25 protein-coding genes are annotated in these 26,331 nt (G+C 73.0%); 4 read left to right on the top strand and 21 right to left on the bottom strand.

Annotated features, from left to right (window positions below; genetic code table 11):
* Nucleotides 1-200 (top strand): hypothetical protein (locus AC4BG9_RS06255; RefSeq protein WP_490570211.1); only part of this gene is annotated, 200 nt, incomplete at its 5' end.
* A gap of 281 nt (nt 201-481) precedes the next feature.
* Here the strand turns inward: AC4BG9_RS06255 and AC4BG9_RS06250 are convergent.
* Genes AC4BG9_RS06250 through AC4BG9_RS06205 form a run of 10 tightly spaced genes read right to left on the bottom strand, consistent with a single transcriptional unit; the run spans nt 482 to nt 11,374 of the window.
* Nucleotides 482-1,090 carry a DNA-3-methyladenine glycosylase gene (locus tag AC4BG9_RS06250; RefSeq protein WP_490570210.1) on the bottom strand — a complete coding sequence of 203 codons (609 nt, stop codon included), beginning with the start codon at nt 1,088-1,090 and terminating at the stop codon, nt 482-484.
* The gene (argH, locus tag AC4BG9_RS06245) at nt 1,074-2,468 is read right to left on the bottom strand and encodes an argininosuccinate lyase (RefSeq protein ID WP_490570228.1); all 1,395 of its coding nucleotides are present in this window, start codon (nt 2,466-2,468) and stop codon (nt 1,074-1,076) included. Before argH ends, AC4BG9_RS06250 begins: the two co-directional genes overlap by 17 nt.
* A gap of 59 nt (nt 2,469-2,527) precedes the next feature.
* Complete coding sequence (gene argG, locus AC4BG9_RS06240; protein ID WP_490570209.1) at nt 2,528-3,961, bottom strand: argininosuccinate synthase; 1,434 nt, start codon at nt 3,959-3,961, stop codon at nt 2,528-2,530.
* A 51-nt stretch (nt 3,962-4,012) separates the two neighbouring features.
* Nucleotides 4,013-4,525 (bottom strand): arginine repressor, encoded by a 513-nt coding sequence (locus AC4BG9_RS06235; RefSeq protein ID WP_490570227.1) that lies wholly within the window; start codon nt 4,523-4,525, stop codon nt 4,013-4,015.
* 5 nt (nt 4,526-4,530) lie between these two features.
* Nucleotides 4,531-5,466: an ornithine carbamoyltransferase gene (argF, locus tag AC4BG9_RS06230; RefSeq protein ID WP_490570208.1), complete on the bottom strand. Its 936-nt coding sequence runs from the start codon at nt 5,464-5,466 to the stop codon at nt 4,531-4,533.
* Nucleotides 5,463-6,596: an acetylornithine transaminase gene (locus tag AC4BG9_RS06225; RefSeq protein WP_490570226.1), complete on the bottom strand. Its 1,134-nt coding sequence runs from the start codon at nt 6,594-6,596 to the stop codon at nt 5,463-5,465. Before AC4BG9_RS06225 ends, argF begins: the two co-directional genes overlap by 4 nt.
* Before the next feature lie 29 nt (nt 6,597-6,625).
* The gene (argB, locus tag AC4BG9_RS06220) at nt 6,626-7,564 is read right to left on the bottom strand and encodes an acetylglutamate kinase (RefSeq protein WP_490570207.1); all 939 of its coding nucleotides are present in this window, start codon (nt 7,562-7,564) and stop codon (nt 6,626-6,628) included.
* The gene (gene argJ / locus AC4BG9_RS06215) at nt 7,561-8,712 is read right to left on the bottom strand and encodes a bifunctional glutamate N-acetyltransferase/amino-acid acetyltransferase ArgJ (protein WP_490570206.1); all 1,152 of its coding nucleotides are present in this window, start codon (nt 8,710-8,712) and stop codon (nt 7,561-7,563) included. Before argJ ends, argB begins: the two co-directional genes overlap by 4 nt.
* Nucleotides 8,709-9,743, bottom strand: coding sequence for an N-acetyl-gamma-glutamyl-phosphate reductase (gene argC / locus AC4BG9_RS06210; protein ID WP_490570205.1), 1,035 nt, complete (start codon nt 9,741-9,743; stop codon nt 8,709-8,711). The genes argJ and argC overlap by 4 nt, the downstream gene beginning before the upstream one ends.
* 29 nt (nt 9,744-9,772) lie before the next feature.
* Nucleotides 9,773-11,374, bottom strand: a complete 1,602-nt coding sequence (locus AC4BG9_RS06205; protein ID WP_490570204.1) for a GDSL-type esterase/lipase family protein — start codon at nt 11,372-11,374, stop codon at nt 9,773-9,775.
* 64 nt (nt 11,375-11,438) lie between these two features.
* Between AC4BG9_RS06205 and AC4BG9_RS06200 the strand changes: the two genes are divergently transcribed.
* Nucleotides 11,439-12,269 (top strand): maleylpyruvate isomerase family mycothiol-dependent enzyme, encoded by an 831-nt coding sequence (locus AC4BG9_RS06200; RefSeq protein WP_490570203.1) that lies wholly within the window; start codon nt 11,439-11,441, stop codon nt 12,267-12,269.
* A 21-nt stretch (nt 12,270-12,290) separates the two neighbouring features.
* Here the strand turns inward: AC4BG9_RS06200 and AC4BG9_RS06195 are convergent, their stop codons facing one another.
* The 11 genes from AC4BG9_RS06195 to AC4BG9_RS06145 form a co-directional block, all read right to left on the bottom strand.
* Nucleotides 12,291-13,172 (bottom strand): alpha/beta hydrolase family protein, encoded by an 882-nt coding sequence (locus tag AC4BG9_RS06195; RefSeq protein WP_490570202.1) that lies wholly within the window; start codon nt 13,170-13,172, stop codon nt 12,291-12,293.
* 163 nt (nt 13,173-13,335) lie between these two features.
* Nucleotides 13,336-15,816, bottom strand: a complete 2,481-nt coding sequence (gene pheT, locus AC4BG9_RS06190) for a phenylalanine--tRNA ligase subunit beta (protein ID WP_490570201.1) — start codon at nt 15,814-15,816, stop codon at nt 13,336-13,338.
* 10 nt (nt 15,817-15,826) lie between these two features.
* Nucleotides 15,827-16,924 carry a phenylalanine--tRNA ligase subunit alpha gene (gene pheS / locus AC4BG9_RS06185; RefSeq protein ID WP_490570200.1) on the bottom strand — a complete coding sequence of 366 codons (1,098 nt, stop codon included), beginning with the start codon at nt 16,922-16,924 and terminating at the stop codon, nt 15,827-15,829.
* A 37-nt stretch (nt 16,925-16,961) separates the two neighbouring features.
* A complete protein-coding gene (locus AC4BG9_RS06180; RefSeq protein ID WP_490570199.1) occupies nt 16,962-19,637 on the bottom strand; it encodes a DUF4153 domain-containing protein in 2,676 nt (891 codons plus the stop codon).
* The gene (locus tag AC4BG9_RS06175; protein WP_490570198.1) at nt 19,634-20,365 is read right to left on the bottom strand and encodes a response regulator transcription factor; all 732 of its coding nucleotides are present in this window, start codon (nt 20,363-20,365) and stop codon (nt 19,634-19,636) included. Before AC4BG9_RS06175 ends, AC4BG9_RS06180 begins: the two co-directional genes overlap by 4 nt.
* 99 nt (nt 20,366-20,464) lie before the next feature.
* Nucleotides 20,465-21,499 (bottom strand): sensor histidine kinase, encoded by a 1,035-nt coding sequence (locus AC4BG9_RS06170; protein WP_490570197.1) that lies wholly within the window; start codon nt 21,497-21,499, stop codon nt 20,465-20,467.
* Nucleotides 21,500-21,577: 78 nt separating this feature from the next.
* Complete coding sequence (locus AC4BG9_RS06165; RefSeq protein WP_490570196.1) at nt 21,578-22,378, bottom strand: TrmH family RNA methyltransferase; 801 nt, start codon at nt 22,376-22,378, stop codon at nt 21,578-21,580.
* A 10-nt stretch (nt 22,379-22,388) separates the two neighbouring features.
* Entirely contained in the window at nt 22,389-22,772 is a 384-nt protein-coding gene (rplT, locus tag AC4BG9_RS06160) for a 50S ribosomal protein L20 (RefSeq protein WP_490570195.1), read from the bottom strand.
* Between the two features lie 71 nt (nt 22,773-22,843).
* Complete coding sequence (gene rpmI, locus AC4BG9_RS06155) at nt 22,844-23,038, bottom strand: 50S ribosomal protein L35 (protein WP_157339999.1); 195 nt, start codon at nt 23,036-23,038, stop codon at nt 22,844-22,846.
* A 67-nt stretch (nt 23,039-23,105) separates the two neighbouring features.
* Nucleotides 23,106-23,816 (bottom strand): translation initiation factor IF-3, encoded by a 711-nt coding sequence (infC, locus tag AC4BG9_RS06150; protein ID WP_490570194.1) that lies wholly within the window; start codon nt 23,814-23,816, stop codon nt 23,106-23,108.
* Between the two features lie 263 nt (nt 23,817-24,079).
* A complete protein-coding gene (locus tag AC4BG9_RS06145; RefSeq protein WP_490570193.1) occupies nt 24,080-24,598 on the bottom strand; it encodes an SseB family protein in 519 nt (172 codons plus the stop codon).
* Between the two features lie 41 nt (nt 24,599-24,639).
* Here AC4BG9_RS06145 and AC4BG9_RS06140 point away from each other — a divergent pair, with 41 nt between their 5' ends.
* Together AC4BG9_RS06140 and AC4BG9_RS06135 are read left to right on the top strand one after the other, a co-directional pair.
* The gene (locus AC4BG9_RS06140) at nt 24,640-25,113 is read left to right on the top strand and encodes a hypothetical protein (RefSeq protein WP_490570192.1); all 474 of its coding nucleotides are present in this window, start codon (nt 24,640-24,642) and stop codon (nt 25,111-25,113) included.
* Nucleotides 25,113-26,330 (top strand): amino acid deaminase/aldolase, encoded by a 1,218-nt coding sequence (locus AC4BG9_RS06135; RefSeq protein ID WP_490570191.1) that lies wholly within the window; start codon nt 25,113-25,115, stop codon nt 26,328-26,330. The genes AC4BG9_RS06140 and AC4BG9_RS06135 overlap by 1 nt, the downstream gene beginning before the upstream one ends.
* Nucleotide 26,331: the final 1 nt, after the last annotated feature.

Genomic DNA, 26,331 nt, shown 5'->3' with positions numbered 1-26,331 from the left:
CATGTGTTAAGCACGCCGCCAGCGTTCGTCCTGAGCCAGGATCAAACTCTCCATTGAAAAACAACCCCACCAGCAAGCTGGCGAGAAAAAGAGAGCCACATCCCCTGACAGACAAAACTGCTAACGAAAAAACGTCAGAAATTATTGTCAACCAAAGAAACCACCAACACGACAAACCACATCATGTTGACGGGGCATAACAAACTAATTCGTCGACTATGACACACTGTTGAGTTCTCAAGAATCAATCGCACCCGACCGCAGATCTCTCGATCCTTGTACCGGGACAACCTCGCCAACTTTACTTGGCTGGACCCACTTCGTCAAGACGAAGCGGATCCGGGCGGCCGCCGTGCGAGACCCTCCCCTGCTTCGGCCAAGAAGGCCAGTGGCGGGGAGCCGCTCGCGGCGACAGGTGAAACATTAGCCCACATCCTGCGAGAGCGCCAACTCGGGGGGTACCTCTACGCGTTTGCCCAGGTCAGAGGCCCTTTGACCGGTTCGGCACCCCGCGGCGGGCTGCCGGCCGGTAGGCCGAGACGGAGGCGCTTCCGGTGATCCAGAACCTCCAAGGCCGGTCCGCCGCGTGCCTCAGACCCACGCGGGGGCCGGCCGAGACGCTGCTCGAGGCGACCGGGGGCCCGAGACGCAGACGCCCTTGCAGGGACATCCCGTCGTCGGCCACGCCGAGACCCAGGCTCTGGACCAGGTTGGCCGGCCCCCGGGCCAGCCGCTCCGCGGGCAGGTCACCGCGGCGGGCCCGGGCCAGCTCCTCGCCCTCGACGACCTCCGCGGCGCGCAGGAGGACGGCGGATGCGTCGCCCTCCGGGCCGCAGACCACGTTGGCGCAGGTGTGCAGGCCGTAGATGCGGTAGCAGTAGAGGTGCCCGGGCGGGCCGAACATGGTGGCGTTGCGCCCGGTCTGTCCGCGGTAGGCGTGGGACCCGGGGTCACCCTCCCCCTCGTATGCCTCGACCTCGGTCAGCCGGAGGGTGACGCCGTTGACGCTCAGCAGGGCGCCGAGCAACCGGGGGGCGACGTCGAGCGCCGCCCCCGAGAGGAGCCGACGGGCCTCAGGCCAGCCGGTCACGGAGGGCCCGGGCGCGCTGCCCGACCTCGGCCAGCTGCTCGCGCACCCGCACGGGTGCCGTGCCCCCGCGGCCGTTCCGCGCCGCCACGGATCCCTGCGCGGTCAGGACCTCGCGCACCCGCGGGGACAGGTCGGGCGAGATCTCGGCGAACTGCTCGTCGGAGAGCTCGTGCAGCTCGAGGCCGAGCTCCTCGCAGCGGCGCACGCAGGCGCCGGCGACCTCGTGGGCGACCCGGAAGGGGGTGCCCTCGCGCACCAGCCACTCCGCGATGTCGGTGGCCAGGGAGAACCCCTGGGGTGCCAGCTCGGCCATCCGTTCGGTGTTGAAGGTCAGCGTCGCGACCATGCCGGTGAAGGCCGGCAGCAGGACCTCGAGGGTGTCGACGGAGTCGAAGACCGGCTCCTTGTCCTCCTGGAGGTCCCGGTTGTAGGCCAGCGGCAGCGCCTTGAGAGTGGCCAGGACCCCGGCCAGGTTGCCGACCAGGCGGCCCGCCTTGCCGCGCGCCAGCTCGGCGATGTCGGGGTTCTTCTTCTGCGGCATGATGCTCGAGCCGGTGGACCACGAGTCGTGCAGCGTCACGAAGCCGAACTCGCGGGTGGACCAGAGGATGACGTCCTCGGCCATGCGGCTGACGTCGACCCCGATCATCGCGGTGACGAACGCGAACTCCGCGACGAAGTCGCGTGCGGCCGTGCCGTCCAGCGAGTTCGCGGTCGAGCCGGTGAACCCCAGCTCGGCCGCGACCGCCTCCGGGTCCAGCCCCAGGGTGCTGCCGGCGAGCGCGCCGGACCCGTAGGGAGAGTCGGCGGCCACCCTCGCGTCCCAGTCGCAGAGACGGTCGACGTCTCGCAGCAACGGCCACGCGTGCGCCAGCAGGTGGTGGGAGAGCAGCACCGGCTGGGCGTGCTGGAGGTGGGTGCGCCCCGGCATGATCGCCTCCAGGTGCTCCTCGGCCTGACGCGAGAGCACGTCGACCAGGTCGAGCACCTGCCCGGCCACCACCCGCGCGTGGTCACGCAGGAAGACCTTGAAGAGCGTCGCGATCTGGTCGTTGCGGCTGCGCCCGGCGCGGAGCCGGCCCCCCACCTCCGGGCCGACCTCCTCGAGCAGCAGGCGCTCGAGCGCGCCGTGCACGTCCTCGTCGGAGGGCGCGGGCAGCAGGGTGCCGGCGGCGAACCGCTCCCCCAGCCGCTCCAGGCCGCCGATCAGGGCGGCGTGGTCGGCGTCGCTGAGCAGGCCGGCCACGTGCAGGGCGTTGGCGTGGGCCCGCGACCCGGCCAGGTCGTAGGGGGTGAGCCGCCAGTCGAAGTGCGTCGAGCGCGACAGCGCCTCGAGCTCCGGGGACGGGCCGCCGGCGAAGCGTCCGCCCCACAGCATGCCGGTGTTGGTGCCGCTCTTCTCAGTCACGTCGTGCTCCTCTCTCGCCCGGGCCGACCTCAGTCGGTCCCGGCCTCCATGGCCGCGTGGTCCAGCGCCAGCTCGGCGATGTCGCGCTCGGCCTGGGGGTTCTCCGCGATCCGCTCCGCACCGCCCTTCTCGATCTTGCCGAGCAGGTGACCGTTCTCCACGAGGACCTGGCCCTCGTCGAGCGGCTGGGCCGCGTAGAGCTCCAGCTTGGCCCGGGAGTCGGCGATGTCGAGGTTGCGCATCGTCAGCTGCCCGATCCGGTCGGTCGGCCCGAAGGCGGCGTTCTCGGTCCGCTCCATCGAGAGCTTGTCGGGGTGGTAGGAGAACGCCGGGCCGTCGGTGCGCAGGATGGTGTAGTCCTCGCCCCGCCGCAGCCGCAGCGTCACCTCGCCGGTGACCAGGGAGGCGATCCAGCGCTGGATCGCCTCGCGCAGCATCAGGGCCTGCGGGTCCAGCCACCGGCCTTCGTAGAGGAGCCGCCCGAGCCGGCGACCCTCCGCGTGGTAGTTGGCGATGGTGTCCTCGTTGTGGATCGCGTTGAGCAGCCGCTCGTAGCCCGCCCAGAGCAGGGCCATCGCGGGCGCCTCGTAGATGCCGCGCGACTTGGCCTCGATGATCCGGTTCTCGATCTGGTCGGACATGCCCAGCCCGTGGCGCCCGCCGATCGCGTTGGCCTCGTGGACCAGGGCCACCGGGTCGTCGTAGCGCGTGCCGTTGATCGCGACGGGGCGACCCGACTCGAAGCGCAGGGTGACGTCCTCGGTCTCGATGTGGACCGACGGGTCCCAGAACTTCACGCCCATGATCGGCTCCACCGTCTCCAGCGAGACGTCGAGGTGCTCGAGCGTCTTGGCCTCGTGGGTGGCGCCCCAGATGTTGGCGTCGGTGGAGTACGCCTTCTCCTTGCTGTCCCGGTAGGGCAGGCCCTGCTCGGTGAGCCACTGGCTCATCTCGGCCCGGCCGCCGAGCTCCTGGACGAAGTCGGCGTCCAGCCACGGCTTGTAGATCCGCAGGTCCGGGTTGGCCAGCAGCCCGTAGCGGTAGAAGCGCTCGATGTCGTTGCCCTTGAAGGTCGACCCGTCACCCCAGATGTCGACCCCGTCCTCGTGCATCGCCCGGACCAGCATCGTGCCGGTCACCGCGCGACCCAGTGGGGTGGTGTTGAAGTAGGCACGCCCGCCGGAGCGGATGTGGAAGGCGCCACAGGCCAGCGCCGCCAGGCCCTCCTCGACCAGCGGGCCCCGGCAGTCGACGGCCCGGGCGATCTCGGCGCCGTACTCGGTGGCGCGGTCGGGGACGCTGGAGATGTCCGGCTCGTCGTACTGCCCCAGATCGGCGGTGTAGGTGCAGGGCACCGCACCCTTGTCGCGCATCCAGGCGACTGCCACGGAGGTGTCGAGGCCGCCGGAGAAGGCGATGCCGACCCGCTCGCCGACGGGAAGGGAAGTCAGGACCTTGCTCACTGGTGTGTTCCTTGTCTTGGTTCGTGTGGGAGGAGGTGCGGGAGCTGGGGTTCAGGGCGCTTGAGAGCTGCTCGCAAGCGCCAAGAATCGTCGGGCGAGCTCCTCGCCACTCCCCTCGTGCCGTCCGATCACCAGCAATGTGTCGTCGCCGGCGATGGTGCCCAGGACGTCGGCCAGCTCGGCGCGGTCGAAGGCGGAGGCCAGGAACTGCGCGGCTCCCGGAGGAGTGCGCAGGACGACCATGTTCCCGGTGGACTCGGCGCTCACCAGGAGCTCCGCGCAGAGCCGGGCCAGGCGGTGGTGCGAGGCCGCGGTGGTCTCCTGCGGCGCCACGCCCCGCGCGCCGCCCTCGGCCGGCACGGCGTAGACCAGCGAGCCGTCGGCCGCGCGGACCTTGACCGCGTCGAGCTCGACGAGGTCACGCGACAGCGTGGCCTGGGTCACGTGCAGCCCGTCGGCGGCCAGCAGCTCCGCCAGCTCCGACTGGGACCGCACCTCGTGGTGGGTCACCAGGTCGATGATGCGGCGCAGTCGCGCGCTCTTGGTCGTCGGAGTGCTGCCCATCTCGCTCACCCGCCGGACTCCAGCAGCCAGGTCAGCACGGCCTTCTGCGCGTGCCGCCTGTTCTCCGCCTCGTCCCAGACCACGCTGCGTGGGCCGTCGAGGACCTCCGCACTGATCTCCCGGTCGCGGTAGGCGGGCAGGCAGTGCATCACGATCGCGTCGGGGGCGGCCAGATCCAGCGTCGCGCCGGTGACCGCGTACGGGGTCAGGGCCGCCACCCGGTCGGCCGACTGCTCCTCGAAGCCCATCGACACCCAGGTGTCGGTGACCACCACGTCGACCCCCTCGACGGCCGCGCGCGGGTCCTCGACCACCACCGCGGAGCCACCGGTGCGATCCCCGATGCCCACCGCCCTGGCCACCACCTCGGGCGACGGCTGGTAGCCCCGCGGAGCACCGATGCGCACGTGCATGCCGGCCGTGGCTCCCGCGAGCAGCCAGGAGTTGCCCATGTTGCAGGCGCCGTCGCCGACGAAGGCGACAGTGGCGCCGGCCAGCTCGCCCCGGTGCTCACGGATCGTCAGGAGGTCGGCCAGCAGCTGGCACGGGTGGTAGTCGTCGGTGAGCGCGTTGACCACCGGGACGCCGGCGTGCCGGGCCATCTCCTCGAGCCGCTCCTGGGGGCCGGTGCGCCACACGATCGCCGAGGCCTGACGGCCCAGCACGCGGGCGACGTCGGCCACCGACTCCCGCACCCCGATGCCGGCCAGGACGCCGTCGACCACCATCGGGAACCCGCCCAGCTCGGCGATGCCGGCCGAGAAGGAGGTCTGGGTACGCAGCGTCTGCTTGTCGAAGACCATCGCCACCGTCCGCGGGCCCTCGAGGGGACGACGGGAGAAGGGCTCGGCCTTGAGCGCGGCGGCCAGGTCGAGCACCTCGGCCTGCTCGGCCGGGGTGAGGTCGTCGTCGGCCAGCAGGTGGCGCACCGGGGCGGTCATGCCCCTGCCCCCCGGGCCAGGAGGTCGGGCCACACGGCAGCCAGCTCGGCCACGTCGTCCTCGGTGATCACCAGCGGCGGCACGAACCGGAGGGTGGACGGGCCGGTGGCGTTGAGCAGGAACCCCGCCTCGCGCGCCGCGGCGACGACGGCGGGCGCGTGCTCGCCGTCCAGCTCAGCGGCGAGCATGAGGCCGGCACCGCGCACCTCGACGACCTGGTCGGGAGCCGCGAGCTCGTCCGCGAGCCGCTTCCCGACCCGCCGCACCTGCTCGAGCAGCCCGGTCGAGGCCAGGGTGTCCAGCACGGCCAGGGCCGCCGCGCACGACACCGGGTTCCCGCCGAACGTGGTGCCGTGGTTGCCGGGGGCGAAGAGGTCGGCCGCTGCCCCGGTGGCCAGGGTGGCCCCGATCGGGAGGCCGCCGCCGAGGCCCTTGGCCAGGGTGACGACGTCGGGCACCAGGCCCGGGACGACCTGGTGGGCGAACCACTCCCCCGTGCGCCCGATCCCGGTCTGCACCTCGTCGAACCAGAGCAGCGCCCCGTGCTCGGAGGTGATCCGCCGGGCGTCGCTCAGGTAGCCGGACGGCGGCACCCGGACACCGGCCTCGCCCTGGAGCGGCTCGAGGACGACGGCGGCGGTGCGGTCGGTGACGGCCGCGGCCAGGGCCTCGGAGTCGCCGTACGGCACCCAGGTCACCTCGCCGGGGAGCGGCTCGAACGGCGTCCGGTAAGCCTCCTTGGCGGTCAGCGCGAGTGCGCCCATGGTCCTGCCGTGGAAACCGCCCTCGGCGGCGACCACGTGGGTGCGACCGGTGAGCCTGGAGAGCTTGAAGGCGGCCTCGTTGGCCTCGGCGCCGGAGTTGGAGAAGAACACCTTCGTGCCGTGCCCGAGCAGCTCGGCGAGCCGCTCGGCCAGCAGCAGCTGCGGCTCGCTGGCGAAGAGGTTGGAGACGTGGCCCAGGGTGCCGAGCTGACGGGTCACGGCCTCCACCACGGCCGGGTGGGCGTGGCCCAGGGAGTTGACCGCGATGCCACCGAAGAGGTCGAGGTACGCCTTGCCGTCGGTGTCCCAGACCCGCGCACCCTCGCCGCGCGCCAGCTCGAGAGACGGCGTGCCGAAGGTGTTCATCAGCGAGGCGGTGTAGCGCTCCTGCCACGTCACGACGTCTTCTCCCCTGCGCTCGAGTAGGCCTTGCGGATCTTGGTCTCCACGCCGGGGAGCACCTGGGTGCCGACCCCCTCGTCGGTGAAGATCTCCAGCAGCACCGCGTGCGGCTGGCGGCCGTCGACCACCGTGGCGCGCTGCACCCCGTTCTGGACGGCGTTGAGGCAGGCTCGCATCTTGGGCACCATGCCGCTGGCCAGCGAGGGCATCAGCTCGGCCAGCGCCTCCGGGGCGATCTCCTGGATGACGTCGTCGCTGTCGGGCCAGTCGCGGTAGAGGCCTTCGACGTCGGTCAGCACCAACAGCTTCTCGGCGCCGAGCGCCGCCGCCAGGGCCGCCGCGGCGGTGTCGGCGTTGACGTTGTGGACCAGGCCGTCCTGGTCGGGCGCGACCGAGGAGATGACCGGGATGCGCCCCGCCTCGAGGAGGTCCTGGACCGCCTCGGGTCGCACGGAGGCGACCTCGCCGACCAGGCCCAGGTCGACCTGCTCGCCGTCGACCATGGTGTTGGCCGGCTCGGCGGTGAAGAGCCCGGCGTCCTCGCCGGAGAGCCCGACGGCCAGCGGCCCGTGCTGGTTGATCAGGCCGACGAGCTCGCGCTGCACCTGCCCGACGAGCACCATCCGGACCACGTCCATCGCCTCGGGGGTGGTGACGCGCAGCCCGCCGCGGAACTCCGACTCGATGCCGAGCCGGTCCAGCATCGCGGAGATCTGGGGGCCTCCGCCGTGCACCACGATCGGCTTGAAGCCGGCGAACCGCAGGAAGGCGATGTCCTCGGCGAAGGCGACCTTCAAGGAGTCGTCGATCATCGCGTTGCCGCCGTACTTCACCACGATGGTGCGGCCGTGGTAGCGCTTGAGCCAGGGCAGGGCCTCCGCGAGGGTGGCGGCCTTGGCGGGGTCGGGGGCGTTCTTGCTGCGTTCTGTCATGAGCTGTACGCGCTGTTCTCGTGGACGTAGGCGTGGGTCAGGTCGTTGGTCCAGACGGTCGCCCGCTGGTCGCCGGCCTTGAGGTCGACCGTCACGGTGACCTCGCGGCCGGAGAGGTCCACCTTGGCCGGGTCCTCGGCGGGGGTGGAGCTGCGGCAGACCCACACGCCGTTCATCGCGACGTCCAGGTCGGCCGGGTCGAACGCAGCCGCGGTGGTGCCGACGCTGGCCAGCACCCGGCCCCAGTTGGGGTCCTTGCCGAAGACCGCAGCCTTGAAGAGGTTGCTGCGGGCGATGCTGCGACCGACCTCCACGGCGTCCTCCTCGCTGGCCGCGTTGAGCACGGTGATCGCGATCTCGTGGTCGGCGCCCTCGGCGTCCTTGAGCAGCTGCATCGCCAGGTCGGTGCAGGCGCGGGCGAGCGCCTCGGTGAAGTCCTCGGGCGTCGGGGTGATGCCCGACGCACCGCTGGCCATCACGGTCACGGTGTCGTTGGTCGACATGCAGCCGTCGGAGTCGAGGCGGTCGAAGGAGATGCGGGTGGCCGCCCGGAGCGCGGCGTCGAGGTCGCTCGCCGGGACCACCGCGTCCGTGGTGAGCACGACCAGCATGGTGGCGAGCTGCGGCGCGAGCATCCCCGCGCCCTTGGCCATCCCCCCGATCGACCAGCCGGCGCCCTCGACCACCACGGTCTTGCTCACCGTGTCGGTGGTCATGATGGCGGCGGCGGCGTCGGTGCCGCCCTCGGCGCTCAGGCCGGCGTGCGCGGCGTCGACCCCGTCGAGCAGGAGCTCACGGGGATTCGCCAGGCCGATCAGGCCGGTGGAGCAGACGACGACGTCGATGGCGCCGATGCCGAGCCGGTCCGCCACCCGCTCGGCCACGGCGTGCGTGGTGGCGAAGCCGTCGGGGCCGGTGTAGCAGTTGGCGCCGCCGGAGTTGAGGACGACGGCGCGGACGACGCCGTCCTTGACGACCTCCTGGCTCCACAGCACCGGGTTGGCCTTGCAGCGGTTGGCGGTGAAGACGGTGGCCGAGTCGAAGGTGGGCCCCTGGTTGACCACCAGGGCGAGGTCCTTGCCACCGCTGGTCTTGAGGCCTGCGGTGACGCCGGCGGCGAGGAAGCCGGCGGGGTGGGTCGTGGTCATGGTGCGAGTCCGATCGTGTTGAGTCCGGTGGTCTCCTCGAGCCCGAGGGCGAGGTTGAGGCATTGGACGGCGGCCCCCGCGGTGCCCTTGGTGAGGTTGTCCACCGCGCCGACCGCCACGAGTCGTCGGGCGTCGCGGTCGACCGTGACCTGCAGGTGCACGGCGTTGGAGCCGACGACCGACTTGGTCTGTGGCCACTGGCCGAACGGCAGCAGGTGCAGGAAGGGCTCGTCGGCGCAGAAGGCCGCGTAGGCCTCGTACGCCTGCTCAGGACTCACGTCGCGCGCCAGCGGCGCCGAGACGGTGGCGAGGATGCCGCGCGGCATCGGCACCAGGAGCGGGGTGAAGGAGACCCGCACCTGCGCGCCGTGGACCGAGGTCAGGTTCTGGACGATCTCCGGGGTGTGCCGGTGGGCTCCGCCGACCCCGTAGGCCGAGGCGTTGCCCATCACCTCGCTGCCGAGCAGGTGCGTCTTGGCGGCCTTGCCGGCCCCGGAGGTCCCGCTGGCGGCGACCACCGTGACGTCGGGGGTCACCAGTCCGGCCGCGAGGGCGGGGGCTGCCGTGATCGTCGAGACGGTGGGGTAGCAGCCCGGCACGGCGATGCGCCGCGCACCGGCCAGCAGCTCGCGCTGGCCGGGGAGCTCGGGCAGGCCGTAGGGCCAGGAGCCGGCGTGAGCCGAGCCGTAGAACCTCTCCCAGGCCGCCGGATCGGTCAGGCGGAAGTCTGCGCCGCAGTCGATGACCACGGTCCCCTCGCCCAGCGCCTCGGCGACCTCGGCGGACTTGCCGTGCGGCAGCCCCAGGATGACGGCGTCGTGGCCCGCCAGCACCTCGGCGGTGGTCGGCTCGAGCACGCGGTCCGCCAGGGGCACGAGGTGTGGTGCGAGCGAACCCATGGTCTGGCCGGCGTTGGAGCCCCCGGTCAACGCCCCGATCTCGACGTCGGGGTGGCCCAGCAGCAGGCGCAGCGCCTCACCCCCGGCGTACCCGCTCGCTCCGGCAACGGCGACCTTCACTTTCCCACTCACAGTGCATATCTATACCAGCATTTGCATTGTCATGCAGAGGGAGGGCCGAGGAGCAGTCGGGCGACACCTCGCCCGGCCAGGTCGTCGTGGCGCACGCGTACCCGGAACTCCACCCTCTCACTCGCCCGCACGCGCACCGTCACGCGGCGCGGCCGGGGCACGGGGACCGTCCTGACCACGGTCCAGCGCCCCCGGCGTCCAGCCGTGCGGACCTCCACCACGTAGTGGGTGGCGTAGCGGCTGCGCGCCCACCGCAGGACCACCTTGGTGCCCGACGACCGGGAGGCCCTGAACCAGGCCGGAGCGGCGGGCCGCGGGCCACCGGGGGTCCCGGTCACCGGCTTCGACGGAGCACCCGGGCCGGCGGGTCCGACCGCGCGCACGACGACCTTGTGACGCGCACCGGAGCGCAACCCCGTCACCAGGAGACGAGACGCCGTGGTCGGGTGCGCACGCCACGCGGCGCCCCGCCGTGGACCTCGCACGGAAACCAGGTAGGACGTCGCCCCCGGGACCCGGCGCCAGCGTGCGAGCAGGCCGTCGCGGCGCTTCTCGACCTCGAGGCCGCGCGCCGGCGCCGGCGGGGCCCACAGGGTGATCACGTTGCTGGCAACGTCGGCGAGCGAGAGCCGGTAGTGCTTCCACGGCAGGATCCAGAAGGCGTACTCGTGGCCGGGCGTGAGGCCCTGGATCGTGGCCGTGGTGCCGAGCATCTTCTCGTGGTGCAGGACCGGCCCTCCCCCCTCGGTGAGGTCCTGGGCCCACAGCTGGTGGGCGGTGGCTCCGGGCGCCGGGACCCACCGGAGCTGTGGGCCGGCCGCCACCTGGGCGCCGTCGAGCCGGGACGCGCTGCGCAGGCCGTCCGCGGGCATCGGGGCCGGCCTGGGATAGGGCTCTCCCACACCCAGCGCGGCAAGCGCATCGGCCACCGCCACGGCGATCTTGACCTGACCCGAGGTGTCCGGGTGCATGCTGTCCCAGGTGTCCTCCGCGACATCGAACCCCGCCGCGGCCCGGGCCACCGCCACCGGCGAGGTCTCCGTCGACCAGCGGGCCGCCTCCTGGAGGAGCAGCGCGTTGTAGTGAGAGACCCCGGGGACGTCCAGCGTCGTGACCTCGACGACGACGATGCGCAGGTCCGGGCGCCAGGCCCGGGCGCGCTCGACGACCCTCCCCATCTCCGTCACGGTCTCCACGGGCCCCAGTCCCAGCCACGCAAGGTCGTTCGTCCCGAGGGCGATCACCAGGACGTCGGGGTCCTGGGCGGCCATCAGCGCATCGAGGGAGAGCTGAGGCAGCGCGAGGGAGTCACCCCACTGCGCGGCATGGTCGGTGTCGAAGTCCGGGTCGGCGTAGTGCGGGGACGACCCGGAGGCGTCGTCGTGGAGATCGTTGTTCGGGCCGACCAGGTCCGCGTCGGTCCCCACGGCGGCGAGGTGGCGGTCCAGGAAGTAGCGCCACGTGTAGTCGCCCGAGGAGCCGTGACTGCTCGAGTCGCCCCGCACGGCGATCCGGAGGGCGGCCTCCGGCACCACAGCCCCGCTGTCGGCCCCCGCAGCCGACCCGGTCCCGGGCGTCGCGGTCGCCAGCACGACGAGGAGCGCAACGAGGGCTTTGGCCAGGGCGGACACCCACACAGGGTCTCGCGGCCGGACGCCTCTTCGCAGGAGAACCCGACCGAACTACGGTGATTCGATGGATCACCTGCGGCAAGGCCCCATCCCCGGCGGGACCACACGCCTGGACCCGACGCAGTACCTCAGGCACCTGAAGACGGAGACGGCGCGATTCCGCGACGTCCTCGAGGCGGCGCCGGGCGACGCCCGGGTCCCGAGCTGCCCCGACTGGGACGCCGACGACCTGCTGTGGCACCTCGGAGAGGTGCAGCACTTCTGGTCCGAGGTGCTGCGCCGACGTCCCGCTCCGCCCGACGAGGGGGCGCAACCCGAGCGGCCCGGCTCCCGCGCCGAGCTGCTCGCCTTCTTCGACCGGGCGAGCGCCGACCTGCAGCAGCAGCTCGCCGGCGGCAGGCCCGAGGAGGAGGCGTGGACGTGGTCGCAGGACCACACCGTCGGCTTCGTGCTGCGCCGTCAGGCACACGAGGCCCTGGTGCACCGGCTGGACGCGGAGCTGACCGTGGGCGCTCCGACCGCCCTCGACCCGGTCCTGGCCACGGACGGCGTCGACGAGGCGCTGACCGTGATGTACGGCGGCTGCCCCCCGTGGGGGTCGCAGGAGCCGACCGACTTCCACGTCCGCATCGACTGCACGGACACCGACGCCCAGGTATGGGTCAACCTCGTGCGCTTCACCGGCACGCATCCCGAGCGCGGTACGAAGTACGACGAGGACGACCTGCGGGTGGTGCCGGACCCCGGGCACGAGCCGGCGGCGGTGGTGCAGGGCCCGGCGGGCGATCTCGACGCCTGGTTGTGGCACCGGGCCCCCGACGACGTGCTCCACGTCGTCGGGGACCCGGGCGTGCTGGCCAGGTTCCGCGCCGTCCTCGCTCAGCCGATCACCTGAGCATCGGACGGCGTTGCGGGCTCAGGCGGTGCAGGTGTTGCGGTAGTCCGACACCGCGCCCGACGTGGAGGGCCGGGGGCCGGGGCACAGGAACTGCCGGTAGCGCTCGTCGTCGTCCACGTAGAGCTTGAGCCAGCTGATCGTGCTCGAAGCGATGGTGGTGTTCTCGCTGTTGGGCGCGAAGTGGCTGGCGTTGTTCAGCTCCAGGTAGGCCTTGGGGGTCGAGGACGGGATCGACTGGTAGAAGGGGATCGCGTGCGACCCGACGGCCGCCACGCTGTCGCTCTCGGCGCCGATCACCAGGCTGGGCGTGCTGATCTCGGGCCAGCTCTTGTCGAGGTTCCACGGAGTGAGGCCGATGGTGGCCTGCAGGGACGGCCGGTCCTTCGCGGCCTCCAGGGTGCCTCCACCGCCCATCGAGTGACCGATCACCGCCAGGCGGTTGGGGTCGACCCGCTGCCGGACCGTGGCGCTGCTGCTCCGCACCACGTAGTCGAGGGCGGCCAGGAGCTGGTCACCGCGCTGTCCGGGCTGGTCGAGGCGCGACTGGGTGTTGAAGGTGATCACCACGAAGCCCTGTGACGCGATCCGGGGACCGAGCCAGGAGATGGTCGACTCCGAGGCCGTGTAGCCCGGCGAGACCGCGACCACCCCGTAGGTCCCCTCGCTGGTCGAGGTCGGGTAGGTGATGGTGGCCGAGCCGAACCCCGGGGTGGACAGGGCCGAGACGGAGGTCGAGGAGACCGCGAACGGACCGCGCCGTGCCTCGATGCTGGACTGCGAGGGGTCCGGCCCTCGCTCGTACGGACTCTCCGCCGCGGCGGGACCGCTCGGTCCCACCAGGACGGAGAGACCGACGAGCAGGGACAGGATCGCGCCGGACAGGCGCTTGGAGTGCCTCATGGATGCTCCCGAGAGGGCGGGGGCGGCGATCGCCCCGGTGGATGTGACACCAGTCACGCTAGGAAGCCGGGGCTCTCTCCACCATGGGCGCGTCGCCCAGTCCTGGCGGTCTCAGCGCAGCCCCGTCCCGGCCCCGCCCGGCCGCCAGGTCACCCGTCGGCGCTCAGCGCTGGACGGCCCCGGTCGACTCGGTCGCCCGCGCCACGGCGGCGGCCCGGGCGGCAGCCGCCTCACCCTCCTTGAGGGTGCGGTCGGGTGCCCGGAACCGCAGCGCGTAGGCCAGGGACTTGTGCCCCTCCCCGACCTGCTCGCCGGTGTAGACGTCGAAGAGCCGGACCGACTCCAGGAGGTCGCCGGCGCCCTCGCGCAGCGCGGCCTCGACGTCGGCGGCCGGGACCGACTCCTCGACCACCAGGGCGACGTCCTCCTTCGCCACGGGATAGCTGGAGAAGACGGGCGCGGGACGGAGGTCGACCGCCCGGTCGATGAGCACGTCGAGGTCGACCTCCGCGGCGACGCTGCCGCGCGGCAGGCCCACCGCGGCGCACACCGTGGGGTGCAGCTCGCCGGCGTGGCCGATCACCTGTCCGCGCACCGACAGCTCCGCGCAGCGTCCCGGGTGCCAGGGGGCGTGCTCGACCCCGCGAGCCTCGACGAGCAGGCCGACCGAGTCGGCCAGCGCGCGGACCGCGTCGACCGCGTCCGCCCACGAGACGGCCCGGCCCTCGCCCCACCAGCCGGACGCGTCGGCCTCACCGACGGCCACCAGCCCCAGGTGCAGCGGCTGGCGGGGCAGCGCGGCCTCCAGGGCCGCCAGCTCGTCCTCGGTGGGTCGCCGGTCGACCGGGAGGATCGGCGCGACGCCGCCGGTGGGCAGGGTGACGGTGGCGGTCTCGAAGAGGCCGAACGAGGTCGCGCCGAGGCCGACGTTCTTCGCCGCCGCGCGCAGCAGCCCGGGCAGGACCGTGGTGGTCATGCCGGGCGCCTCGTTGCTCAACGGGTTGGCCAGCCGCAGCGTGTCGCGGCGGGGGTCACCCGCCTCGATGCCCAGGGCGTCGAGGTCGGCCTCGCCCACGAACGGGAAGGTGACGACCTCGGTGTATCCCTCGCCGGCCGCTGCCCGCGAGAGCCGGCGCCGCAGGCGCTGCGTCCGGGTCAGTCCGCGGCCGGCCGGCGGCACCGGCACCACCGACGGGACCCGGTCGTAGCCGACGAGCCGGATGACCTCCTCGGTGGTGTCCTGGGGATCGGAGAGGTCGGGGCGCCACGGCGGGGGAACGACGCTCAGGGAGCCGCTCCCCGTCACCTCGCAACCGACGGCGCGGAGCGCCTCGACGCACTCCTCCTCGGAGATCTCCATCCCTGAGACCCGGGCAGCGAGGTCACCGGCCACGGTGATGGTGGGCATCGCGGGCGGGGTGCCCACGACGGTGACACCGGCGTCGGCCCGGGCCCCGCCGTGGGTGACCAGCAGCTCGACGACCCGGTCGGCCGCGGCCTCGCAGATCGTGGGGTCGACGCCCCGCTCGTTGCGCTTGCCGGCCTCGGAGGTGATCTTGTGGCGCTTGCCGGTGCGGAACATCGAGACGGCATCCCAGTGCGCCGCCTCGACCAGGATCGAGGTGGTGGTCTGGGAGATCTCGGTCGTCTCGCCGCCCATCACCCCGCCGAGCCCGATGATCCCCGAGTCGTCGGTGACCACGAGATCCTCCTCCGACAGCACCCGCTGGGTGCCGTCGAGGGTGACCAGCCGCTCGCCGGCGGCGGCGCGGCGCACCACGAGGGGGCCCTGCACCTTGTCGGCGTCGTAGCCGTGGATCGGCCGGCCGGTCTCGAGCATCACGTAGTTGGTGACGTCGACCGCCAACGAGATCGAGCGCATGCCGGCGGCCTCCAGGCGCTCGGCCATGAAGCGCGGGGTGGGGGCGGCGGGGTCGAAGCCGGTCACCTTGCGCGCCACGAAGACGGGGCAGCCGGCCTGGTCCTCCAGCACCACCGGGTGACCCTGGTCGTTGGCGGGCGGGCAGTCGCGCAGCGCCGGGTCCCGGAACCCGGTGGCGCCCTCGACGGAGACGGCCACCTCGCGGGCGATCCCGCGCAGGGAGAGCGCGTAGGCCCGGTCGGGGTTCACCTCGAACTCGATGATCTCCTCGTCCAGGCCGAGCACCGCGCGGACGTCCTGGCCGGGCTCCCCGGCGTCGGCGGGCAGCACGATGATGCCGTCGTGCTCCTCCCCCAGCCCGAGCTCACGGGCCGAGCAGATCATCCCGGCCGAGACGTGGCCGTAGGTCTTGCGGGCGGAGATGGCGAAGTTCCCGGGGAGCACGCCGCCGGGGAGGATCACCACCACCAGGTCGCCGGGGGCGAAGTTGTGGGCACCGCACACGATGCCCTGCGGCTCACCGGTGCCGTTGGCGTCGCCGACGTCGACGGTGCACCAGTTGATGGTCTTGCCGTTCTTCTGCGGCTCGGGCTCCATGGTCAGGACCCGGCCGATCACCAGCGGGCCGGTGATCTGGGCGCCGGGGCTGTCGATCGCCTCGAGCTTGAGCCCGGTGGCCGTCAGCCGGCGGGTGAGCTCCTCGGTGGTCACGTCGGCGGGGACGTCGACGTACTCCTTGATCCAGGAGAGGGGGGCCTTCATCGTCTTCTCCTCAGATCTCGGTGCCGAAGGCGGAACTGAAGCGCACGTCGCCCTCGAAGAGCGGGCGCAGGTCTCCCAGGTCGTGCCGGAACATGAAGGACCGGTCGATCCCCATGCCGAAGGCGAAGCCGGAGTAGACCTCCGGGTCGACGCCGCAGGCCACCAGCACGCGCGGGTTGACCACGCCGCAGCCGCCCCACTCGATCCACCCCTCGCCCCGGCAGGTCCGGCACTCCTCGGGGTTCTCCCCGCGGCACACGAAGCACTGCAGGTCGACCTCGGCGGACGGCTCGGTGAAGGGGAAGTAGGAGGGGCGGAAGCGGGTGCCGATGCCCTCGCCGAAGAGGCGGGCCGCGAAGTGGTCCAGGGCGCCCTTGAGGTGGGCCATCGTGATGCCCTCGTCGACCACCAGGCCCTCGACCTGGTGGAACATCGGGCTGTGCGTGGCGTCGTACTCGTCGGTGCGGAAGACCCGGCCGGGGCAGGCGACGTAGATCGGGGGCCGGCGGGTCAGCATCGTGCGGGCCTGCACCGGCGAGGTCTGGGTGCGCAGCACGACGTGGTTGCCGGCGGGCTCGGTCCAGAAGGTGTCCTGCATGGTGCGGGCCGGGTGGTCCGGACCCAGGTTGAGGGCGTCGAAGTTGAGCCACTCGGCCTCCACCAGCGGACCCTCCGCGATCTCCCAGCCCATGGAGGTGAAGATGTCGGCGATCAGCTCGGACTGGAGCGTCAGGGGGTGGCGCGAGCCGCGCCGGCGCCGGGTGGTGGGGAGAGTGACGTCGACCGTCTCGGTGCGCAGCATCCGCTCCTCGTGCTCGGCCTCCAGCGTCTCCTGACGCTGGGCCAGCGCCTTCGACACCGCGCCCCGCGCCTGGCCGACCCGCTGACCGGCCTCCTTGCGCGCCTGCGGCGGGAGCGCGCCGATCTCGCGGTTGGCCAGCGCCAGCGGCGAGCGGTCGCCCGCGTGGTCGAGCCGGACCTGCTTGAGTGCGTCGAGGTCGCCGGCGGCGGCGATCGCGGCCAGGGCCGCGTCGCGCATCGCTTCGACCTGCTCGGCCTTGAGCGGGGTCACCTCGACAGGGTCGTAGTCGGTGTTGGGGCCGGACATGGCTCCCTTTCCAGCGGTGATGGGGACTCGTCAGAGTCTAGGGCGGATCTGCACGGACCCTCGCGCTGGGACCCGGGGGCGGGAGCACCGCGCGGCAGTCGGGCGGGTCGGCCGCGGTGACACCCGGGAGCCGTTCGAGCTCTCGCTGGGCGCGGGAGCGTGACCACGTCCAGTCCTGCCACCCCTGCTCCTCCCCCGCCGCCCCAGTGGAGCCGGAGGGCCGCAGCGCCAGCACGCACCGGGCCACGTCCTCGGGGAGGCGCTCGACCAGGACCGGCACGGCGTCGTCGGAGAGCTCGGAGAGGTAGGCGGCGTCCAGGTTGCCGGTCCGCTCGTAGAGCTCGATGTTGCGCTCGGCCACCCAGGCGTCGGGGTTGACCAGCAGCAGCCCGAGCAGGGAGAGGCCACCGGAGAGCAGGGCGAGGCGCGGCACCCACGCCGTACGCCCGAGCAGACCCAGCACCAGCACCGCCGCCACCACCAGGCCGAGCCATCCCTCGAAGACGTTGACCACCAGCCGCAGGGTGGTGAACCCGTAGGCGTCCTGGTAGACCGCCATCCGCCCCAGCGCCGAGGCGACGACGCCCAGCGCCAGGACCCCGAGGAGCCCGGCCGCGGCCTGCAGCAGGCGACGGTCGCCGGCGTCGGGGCCGACCCGTCGCGCCGCCGCCCAGACCACCAGCAGCGTCAGTGCGGTGGCCACCACCAGCTGCCCGAAGCCCTGGTGGGCGTAGTCGGCATAGCTCAGGTCGGCGGTACGGCGGACGTAGGCGTGGCCGCCGAGCACGACCCGGGCCTGGGCGGCCACGAAGACCACGAAGACCGCGTCGACGGCGAGCAGGGGCACCAGCCACTCCCAGCGCGACCTGGCCGGGACGAGGGCCGTGGCCACCGGATCCACCCGGGCCGGGTTGCGGGCCAGGTAGGCCGCGGCCAGCGTCATGCCGAAGACCGCCAGCGTCACGAAGACCCGGGCCACCGCCTCGTCGAAGCCGGCCTCCGGCACCAGCGCGTCGAGCCAGCGGGCGAAGGTGAGGTCGGCCGAGGCGAAGAGGAGCGCGAAGACGGAGGCGGCCAGGACGGAGACGAGCACCGTCCGGACCACCGCGGGACCCCGGCCCCGCGTCCCGACGAGCCGGAGCGTGCGGCCGAACCAGGGCAGCCCACGCAGGCCGGCGACCGGCCAGGCGACGCCGCTGAGGAGCATCCCCCGGAAGGTGCGGGCGCCCGTCACCCCGGCGAGGAAGACACCGGCGGCGGTCAGGACGGCGAGCACCGCGAGGCCCTGGTTGGCCCGCAGCGCCACCGTGGAGACCAGCGCGGCGGCGAGCACCCCGCAGGCGAGGGTGAACCGGTCGGAGAGCCGCGGGGAGGCCAGCCCGGCGCACAGCCCGGCCGCCAGCAGCACCAGGCTCCAGGAGAGGCCGGGACCGGAGAACGCCACCGTCGCCCCCGCCAGCGCCCCCACCGCGAGGGCGCCCAGCACCGGCCGCAGGTCGGCCCCCGGAGCCCGCTCCGGCCACACCTGACCGAAGAGCTGGTCCAGGGCGGAGACCGGCACGGTCGTCGGCTCGGGGCCCGCCGTCGGCGGCGGTGCGGACCGGGTGCCCGGTGTCCGCGGCCCGGCGTCACCGGCGTCGCCGCCGGCGGCTTCGGGGACTGCTCGGACAGGGGCGGCGGACGAGCCGGCGGGGGCTGCGGGGGCGCCGGCGGGCAGCTCCAGGCGGAGCCGGGCGCCACCCTCCGGTCCGGGGTCGACGAAGCGCAGGGTCCCGCCGTGCAGGCCGGCCACCCAGCGGGCGATCGCCAGGCCGAGGCCGGTGCCCCCGCCCGTGGGGTCGGTGCCGAAGCGCTCGAAGACGCGCTCCCGGTCGGCCGCCGGGACGCCCGGCCCCTGGTCCCGGACCTCCAGCCACCAGCCCTCCTGCTCCTCCGGGCGGGTCGCAGCGGGCCCAGCGGCGGGCCCAGCGGCGACCGTCACCCCGCCCTCCGGCGGGGTGTGGCGGGCGGCGTTGTCCAGGGCGTTGACCAGGAGCTGACGCAGCCGGGCGGGGTCGACCAGGACCGACATGCCCGGCGGCATCTCCACCCGCACCGGTGCCTCACGGCCGGCGCGGCGCACCTGGTCCACACACTCCGCGACGAGCTCGGCGAGGTCGGTCGGGGCCGGGGCCAGCTCCACGACACCGGCCTCCAGCCGGGAGAGCGCGAGCAGGTCGGCGACCAGGTCGCCGAGGCGCTCGGCCGTGCCGAGTGCCTCGGCCAGGTGTCGCCGGTCGGCCGGCACCACTGCGTCGACCAGGTTCTCCAGCTGGGCGCCCAGCGCGGCGACCGGGGTGCGCAGCTCGTGGGAGACGGTCGCCACCAGGTCACGGCGCTCCGCGTCGGCCCGGGCGAGGTCGGCGGCCATGGTGTTGAACGCGGCGGCGAGCTGCCCCACCTCGTCGGTGTTGGGGGTCACCACGCGGATCGCGTAGTCCCCGCGGGCCATCTGCTCGGAGGCATGCGTCATCTCGCGCAACGGGGCGACCATCCCGGCGGCCAGCAGCTGGGTCACCGCCAGCGCCAGGAGCACCGTCACCGGGAGGCCGAGCCAGGCCGGCACGCCGGCGGCCGCTCCCACCGTGGCCACCAGGGCGGCCACCAGCACCGAGGCCGCGACCAGCACGCCGAGCTTGGTGCGGATCGACCCCAGGGGATCGAGCGCGCTCACTGTTCCCCCTCCGGACGTTCCAGGGCGTAGCCGACGCCGTGCGCGGTCCGGATGCGGTGCACGCCGATCTTGGCGCGCAGCGCCTTGACGTGGCTGTCGACCGTCCGGGTCCCCGACGCCTCGGCCCAGCCCCAGACCCGCGCGAGCAGCTGCTCACGGGTCAGCACCCGTCCCGGCTCCGCGGCCAGACAGGCCAGCAGGTCGAACTCGGTGGGCGTCAGGTGGACCGCCTCGCCGGCCACCGTGGTACGCCGTGCGGCCCGGTCGACGCACACCGCGCCCACCACCAGCGGCCGGAGACCGGACGCGGTGCTGGCCAGCTCCTCGGCCCGCTCCACCCGGCGCAGCAGGGCGGCCACCCGCGCCACCACCTCCCGCATCCGGAAGGGCTTGGTGAGGTAGTCGTCCGCGCCCACTCCGAGGCCGACCAGCACGTCGGCCTCCTCGTCTCGGGCGGTGAGCATCAGCACCGGGACGGGGCGCTCGGCCTGGAGCCGACGGCAGACCTCGTGGCCGTCGTAGCCCGGCAGCATCACGTCCAGGACCACGACGTCCGGGGGACTGGCCGCGGCCCGGGCGACCGCGCCGGGACCGTCGAAGGCTCGCTCCACCTCGTAGCCCTCGGCGACCAGGCGGTCAGCCAGCGCCTGGTTGATCGCCGCGTCGTCCTCCACCACCAGGACCACGCGTCGCGCGCCGCCCACCGTCTGCGCCACCGTCTGCACCATGGTCACGACCCTAGGAGCCGAGCCGTGTCGGTGGTGGTGACGACTCGTGGAGGTTCGGTGCAGATCCGGGCAGGTCCTGGCGGTTCCGGACAGACGCCCTCACTCGGGTCGGCGGTCCTCCCCCGGCCACTCGATGGTGACCCGGGCCCCGCCGCCGGGACGGTCGTCGATGGAGAGGTGCCCGCCGTGGGCGCGGGTGAGGCCGTGGGCGATGTACATGCCCAGGCCGGAGCCGCCGGCCGCGCCGGAGGTCCAGAACTTCGTCAGCACCCGACGGCGCAGGGCCTCCGGGATGCCCTCACCCTCGTCGGTGACCACCAGGACGGCTCCGGCGCGCTGGTCGGCCGCCGCGCTCTCCAGGTGGACCCGGACCGTGCCGTCACCGTGCCGCACGGCGTTCTCGACCAGGTTGGTGACCACCTGGGTGAGCTTGTCGGGGTCGGCGAACACCCCCACACCGCCGGCGGGCGCCTCGAGCACCAGCGGGCGCGAGGTCGCGGCCTGCACCGAGTCGACGACGCGGCGCACCAGCACCTCCGCGTCGACCTCGCGCGGATAGAGGCTGAGCCGGCCGGTGTCGATGCGGGCGACGTCGAGGAGCTCGGCGATGAGCCGCGCCAGCCGGTCGGCGTCGGCGTTGACCGTCTCGAGCATCAGCTTCTTCTGCTCGTCGCTGAGCTGGTCCCAGCGGTTGAGCATGGCCTGGACGAACCCCTTGACCCCGGTCAGCGGGGAGCGCAGCTCGTGCGCGACGGTGGCGACGAGGTCGGAGCGCTCGCGGTCGAGGCGCTCGCGGCCGCGGCCGCTGCGCAGGCAGACCGCCACCTGCTCGACCGGCGCGTGGGGCGCGGGCCGGTGCATCCGGGCGCTGACCAGCACCTCGCCACCGCTGGGCAGCAGCCAGGACTGCTCCGGCACCCCGGTCCGGGTGCCGAGGCCACCGTAGGGCGCGTTCCAGGCGCACCAGTCCCGGCCGGCCTGGTCGACCAGGGTCAGCACCTCGGTCAGCGGGCGGCCCTGCACCGCAGAGCCGCCGAGCATCTCCCGGGCCACCTTGTTGAGGGCGGTGACGCAGCCATCGGCATCCGACACGACGACCCCGTCCGGGAGCAGGTCCAGGGTGGTGTCAGTCACGCGGAGCATCTAACCAGCCGACCGGGCGCAGGCCCGGCTGCGGCGCGCGGGCGCCCGCCTCCCGGACCGGCGCCGGGGTCAGGCGGAGGGACGCTGTGCCCGTGCGCTGGCGTAGAGGCAGACGGCGGCCGCGGTGGAGAGGTTCAGGCTCTCCGCCCGGCCGTGGATCGGGATGGCCACCCGGGCGTCGGCCGTGGCGGAGACCTCGTCAGGAAGGCCGTGAGCCTCGTTGCCGAAGAGCCAGGCGGTGGGCCCGGCGAGGTCGGTCCCGAAGAGGTCGTTCTCCCCCGAGCCGTCGGCCGCGAGCACCGAGACCCCGGCCCCACGCAGCGCGGCCAGCACCGCCTCGAGGTCGGGCTCCACCACCACGGGCAGGTGGAACAGGCTGCCCACCGACGCCCGCACCGCCTTGGCGTTGTAGGGGTCGACGGAGCTGCCGGTCAGGACGACAAGGTCGGCCCCCGCCGCGTCGCTGACCCGGATCACCGCACCCGCGTTGCCCGGGTCGCGGATCTCGTGGCAGACGGTGACCAGACGCGGGCCGCCGTGGTCGCCCGCCAGCTCGAGCGCACGCGAGATGGTCACGTCGAGGAACCGGCAGACCGCGACGACGCCGGCCGGGGTGACGGAGTCGGAGAGGCCGGCGAGGGCGCGGTCCTCCACCAGGGTGAGCCGCGGCGCGGGCTCCAGCAGGGCCGCGAACTGGTCGGCGGCAGCCACCGAGGCGAAGACCTCGACGACGCACCCCGAGACCGAGAGGGCACCCTCGACGGCCTTCGGGCCGTCGGCAAGGAAAAGCCGCCGCTCGGTGCGGACCGAGCGGCGGCTGAGCTTCCTGGCCTCCTTCACGCGGGCGTTGCCCGCGGACAGAGGAGTCACCACAGCGTGGTCAGGAGGCCTTGGGGGCGTTGACGTCCTCGGGGAGGGCAGCCTTCGCGGCCTCGACGAGAACGGCGAACGCGGGCGCGTCGTTGACGGCCAGCTCGGCGAGGATCTTGCGGTCGACCTCGATGCCGGCCAGGTTGAGGCCCTGGATGAAGCGGTTGTAGGTCATCCCGTTGGCGCGGGCGGCAGCGTTGATCCGCTGGATCCACAGCTTGCGGAAGTTGCCCTTGTTCTTGCGGCGGTCGTTGTAGCTGTAGACCAGCGAGTGGGTGACCTGCTCCTTGGCCTTGCGGTAGAGCCGCGACCGCTGACCGCGGTAGCCGGAGGCGCGCTCGAGGACGACCCGGCGCTTCTTGTGGGCGTTGACTGCCCGCTTGACGCGTGCCATTTCTTACTCCTTGTTGCTGTCTGTCACCCCGGTCGGCGGACCGGGAGGAAGTGTGAGGGGGTGAAGAGCGGTCAGAGACCCAGCATCTTCTTGGCACGCGGAACGTCAGCCTTGGCGACCTCGACGGTCCCGGTCATCCGACGGGTCACCTTGGAGGGCTTCTTCTCCAGGTTGTGACGCTTGCCGGCCTTCTCGCGAAGGATCTTGCCCGAACCGGTCACGCGGAAGCGCTTGCCGGCACCGGAGTGGCTCTTGTTCTTGGGCATGTCGATGCTCTCTCTTCTCGTGGTGCGTACGACGACCGGGCCGGGTCGCCGAAGTATGGGTGGGTGCTCAGGCCTCGATCTCGGGGTCGAGGTTCTCCGAACGGCCGCGCTCCTTCTTCTGGGCGATCTTGCGGCCCGCCTCGGGCGCGAACGCGGCGCGCTCCTCGGCCTCGGCCGCGGCCCTCTCGGCGGCCTTGGTCTCCTTGGCCGCCTGCATCTCGACCTTGGCGTCGGCCTTCTTCTTGTTCGGCCCCAGGACCATGATCATGTTGCGACCGTCCTGCTTGGGCGCGGACTCGACGAAGCCCAGCTCCGCGACGTCCTCGGCGAGCCGCTGGAGCAGCCGGAAGCCGAGCTCGGGACGGTGCTGCTCGCGACCGCGGAACATGATCGTGATCTTGACCTTGTCACCGGCGCTGAGGAAGCGGACCACGTGGCCCTTCTTCGTCTCGTAGTCGTGAGCGTCGATCTTGGGACGAAGCTTCATCTCCTTGATGATGACGTTCGTCTGGTTCCGCCGTGCCTCACGGGCCTTCTGGGCGTTCTCGTACTTGAACTTCCCGTAGTCCATGAGCTTGCAGACGGGCGGACGCCCCTGGGGAGCGATCTCGACGAGGTCGAGGTCGGCTTCCTGGGCAAGCTTGAGTGCCTGGTCGGTCGGCACGATGCCGACCGTCTCGCCGTTGGGTCCAACGAGACGGACCTCGGGAACCCGGATCCGGTCGTTGATACGCAGCTCTGTGCTGATGTGTCCTCCAGTGGTCTTGTGCGAGGACACCGTCTCCGAAATGGACGATGGCTCCCGCTCGTTCCAAGCGGAAGCCAGTCAGACGCATCCCCCAGCACAACTCCGGGAACACTCCGGAACCACCCCACGGGGTTGTTCCGTGACCGGACCCGACGACCTTGCGCGGTCGGTGCGGGTGGGAGACGTCTTGCAAGCCTCCGCTTGGTGACGGGCCCGTGGTTCCGGGCACGTCGGGTCAACTCCTCGATGCTACCCGAGGCGGTCCGCCGGCGCCAAGCCGGCGCCGGACCGCCTCACTCGCCGGGCCGCAGCCAGCCGTAGCGGTCGCCCACCTGGGCCAGCTTCCAGCCCGCGGCGAACGCCTCGAGGTCCTGTCCCTCCAGCACGAAGGGGCTGGGACCCGCGACGTCGACGACCAGGGCGTCCGCCTGCTCCTGGACCGCGCTGAGCGCGGCCACCTCGGCGGTCACCGGCACCGGACGGGCCTGCGGGTCCCAGGCGGCGAGCGACTGGGTCGAGGTGAAGGCGAGCAGCGCCAGCCTGCCGTCTCCCCCGGTGAGCAGGACGGCGGCCATGTCGCTGGACTTGTCGTGGGCCAGGCCGGCCTCGTCGATCTCCACCTCCCCCAGCACCGCCACCACGGGGACCAGCAGGCGGCTGCCGGCCAGGGCGGAGACGGCCGCGGCGAAGGCGGCCGGCGTGCGGTCGAAGGAGGCCAGCGCCGAGACCACCGCGGGGTCCGCCTCTCCCGTGTCGCCGGGGAATCCGGGCTTGAGGATGCGGGCGCCGTCGAAGCGCGGGGAGTCGGCCATGATGTCGCCCAGCCTAGACAACGGTGTGGGACCCTGGGGCCGTGGACGAGGTGACCTGGAGCGCACTGACGCTGACCCTGACCCTGGTCGGAGCCATCTACACCTGGTGGGCGGCCCGCAACAGGGGCGCCGCCGCGGCCACTCGCGGCGCGGCCTTCACCCTGCTGCCGGCCGCGGCCTGGCTCACCGGCACGTTGGAGATGTTCACCGAGATCGGCGGCTCCGTCGCCGACTGGGCGACCCATCTGGTGCTGAGCCCCGTCGTCTGGTCCGGGGTCGGCCTGGCCGGTCTCTCGGTGCTGCTCTTCCTGGTCTCGGGCTACCTGCGCGGCCGTGAGCTGGCGCGCGGCCCCCGCAGCCGCGAGGAGCTGCCCCGCGCCGCCACCGGCCGGACCCTGCCCCCCGCCGCCGGTGGCAAGGAGACCGGGGGCAAGGGGAAGGGGCGCCGGGCCGAGCCGGTCGACGACGAGCTCGCCGACATCGAGGCCCTGCTGCGCAAGCGCGGCATCACCTGATGAACACCGCCCTGATGGAGCGCAGCCGGCTCTGGAGCCGGTTGCGGGAGGCCACCGCGACCCTGCCCGAGCCGCCCGCCACGCCGCTGGCGGTCGTCGACCTCGACGCCTTCGACGCCAATGCCGCCGACCTGGCGCGCCGCGCGGGGGACACCCCGATCCGGGTGGCGTCCAAGTCGCTGCGCGTCCCCGCACTGATCTCCCGGGCCCTGGCACGACCCGGCTTCCGCGGCGTGCTGGCCTACACCCTGCGCGAGGCGATCTGGCTGCACCGCGAGGGCATCACCGACGACGTGGTGGTGGCCTACCCCACGGTCGACCGGGCGGCCCTCGCGGAGCTCGTCGCCTCCCCGGCGACGGCCGCGGCGGTCTGCCTGATGGTCGACGACGTCGCCCACCTCGACGTGGTCGACTCGCTGCGCGCCTCCAAGGCGGTCCAGATCCGCGTGGCCCTCGACGTCGACGCCGGGCTGCGGGTCGCCGGTCAGCACGTCGGACCCAAGCGCTCCCCCCTGCACGACGCGGCCTCCGTCGCCGCCCTGGCCCACCAGGTGGCCGGGCGCGACGGCTTCCGGTTGGTGGGGGTGATGACCTACGAGGGCCAGGTCGCCGGGGTGCCGGACGACGTGCCGGGTGAGCGGGCCCGCTCCAGCGTGGTGCGCCGGATGAAGGCCGCCTCCGTGCGCCAGCTCGCCACCCGCCGCAGCGAGGTCGCCGACGCCCTCGCTCCCTACGGACCCCTGGAGTTCTGGAACTCCGGTGGCTCCGGCTCGGTGGAGACGAGCGCCGCGGACCCGCACGTCACCGAGGTGGCCGCGGGCTCCGGCCTGCTGGTCCCCGGCCTCTTCGACCACTACCGCTCGTTCCGACCGCGACCGGCGGCCTTCTTCGGCGTGCCGGTGACCCGTCGTCCCGGACCCGGCGTCGTCACGGTCCACGGCGGCGGGCTGATCGCCTCGGGACCTCCCGGCGCCGACCGCCAGCCCGTCCCCTGGTGCCCGCCCGGTCTCGAGCTCACCGGGCTGGAGGGAGCCGGGGAGGTCCAGACGCCGCTGACCGGCCACCCGGTCGGCGGGCTGGCGATCGGCGACCTCGTCTGGTTCCGGCACGCCAAGTCCGGCGAGCTCTTCGAGCACACCCCCACCGTCCACCTCCTGCACGGCGACCGGATCGTCGACTCGGCGCCCACCTACCGGGGCGCCGGCCAGGCCTTCTGAG

This window comes from Nocardioides sp. Z40_12, assembly GCF_058215795.1.
This window is presented reverse-complemented; position numbering and strand designations above follow the sequence as displayed.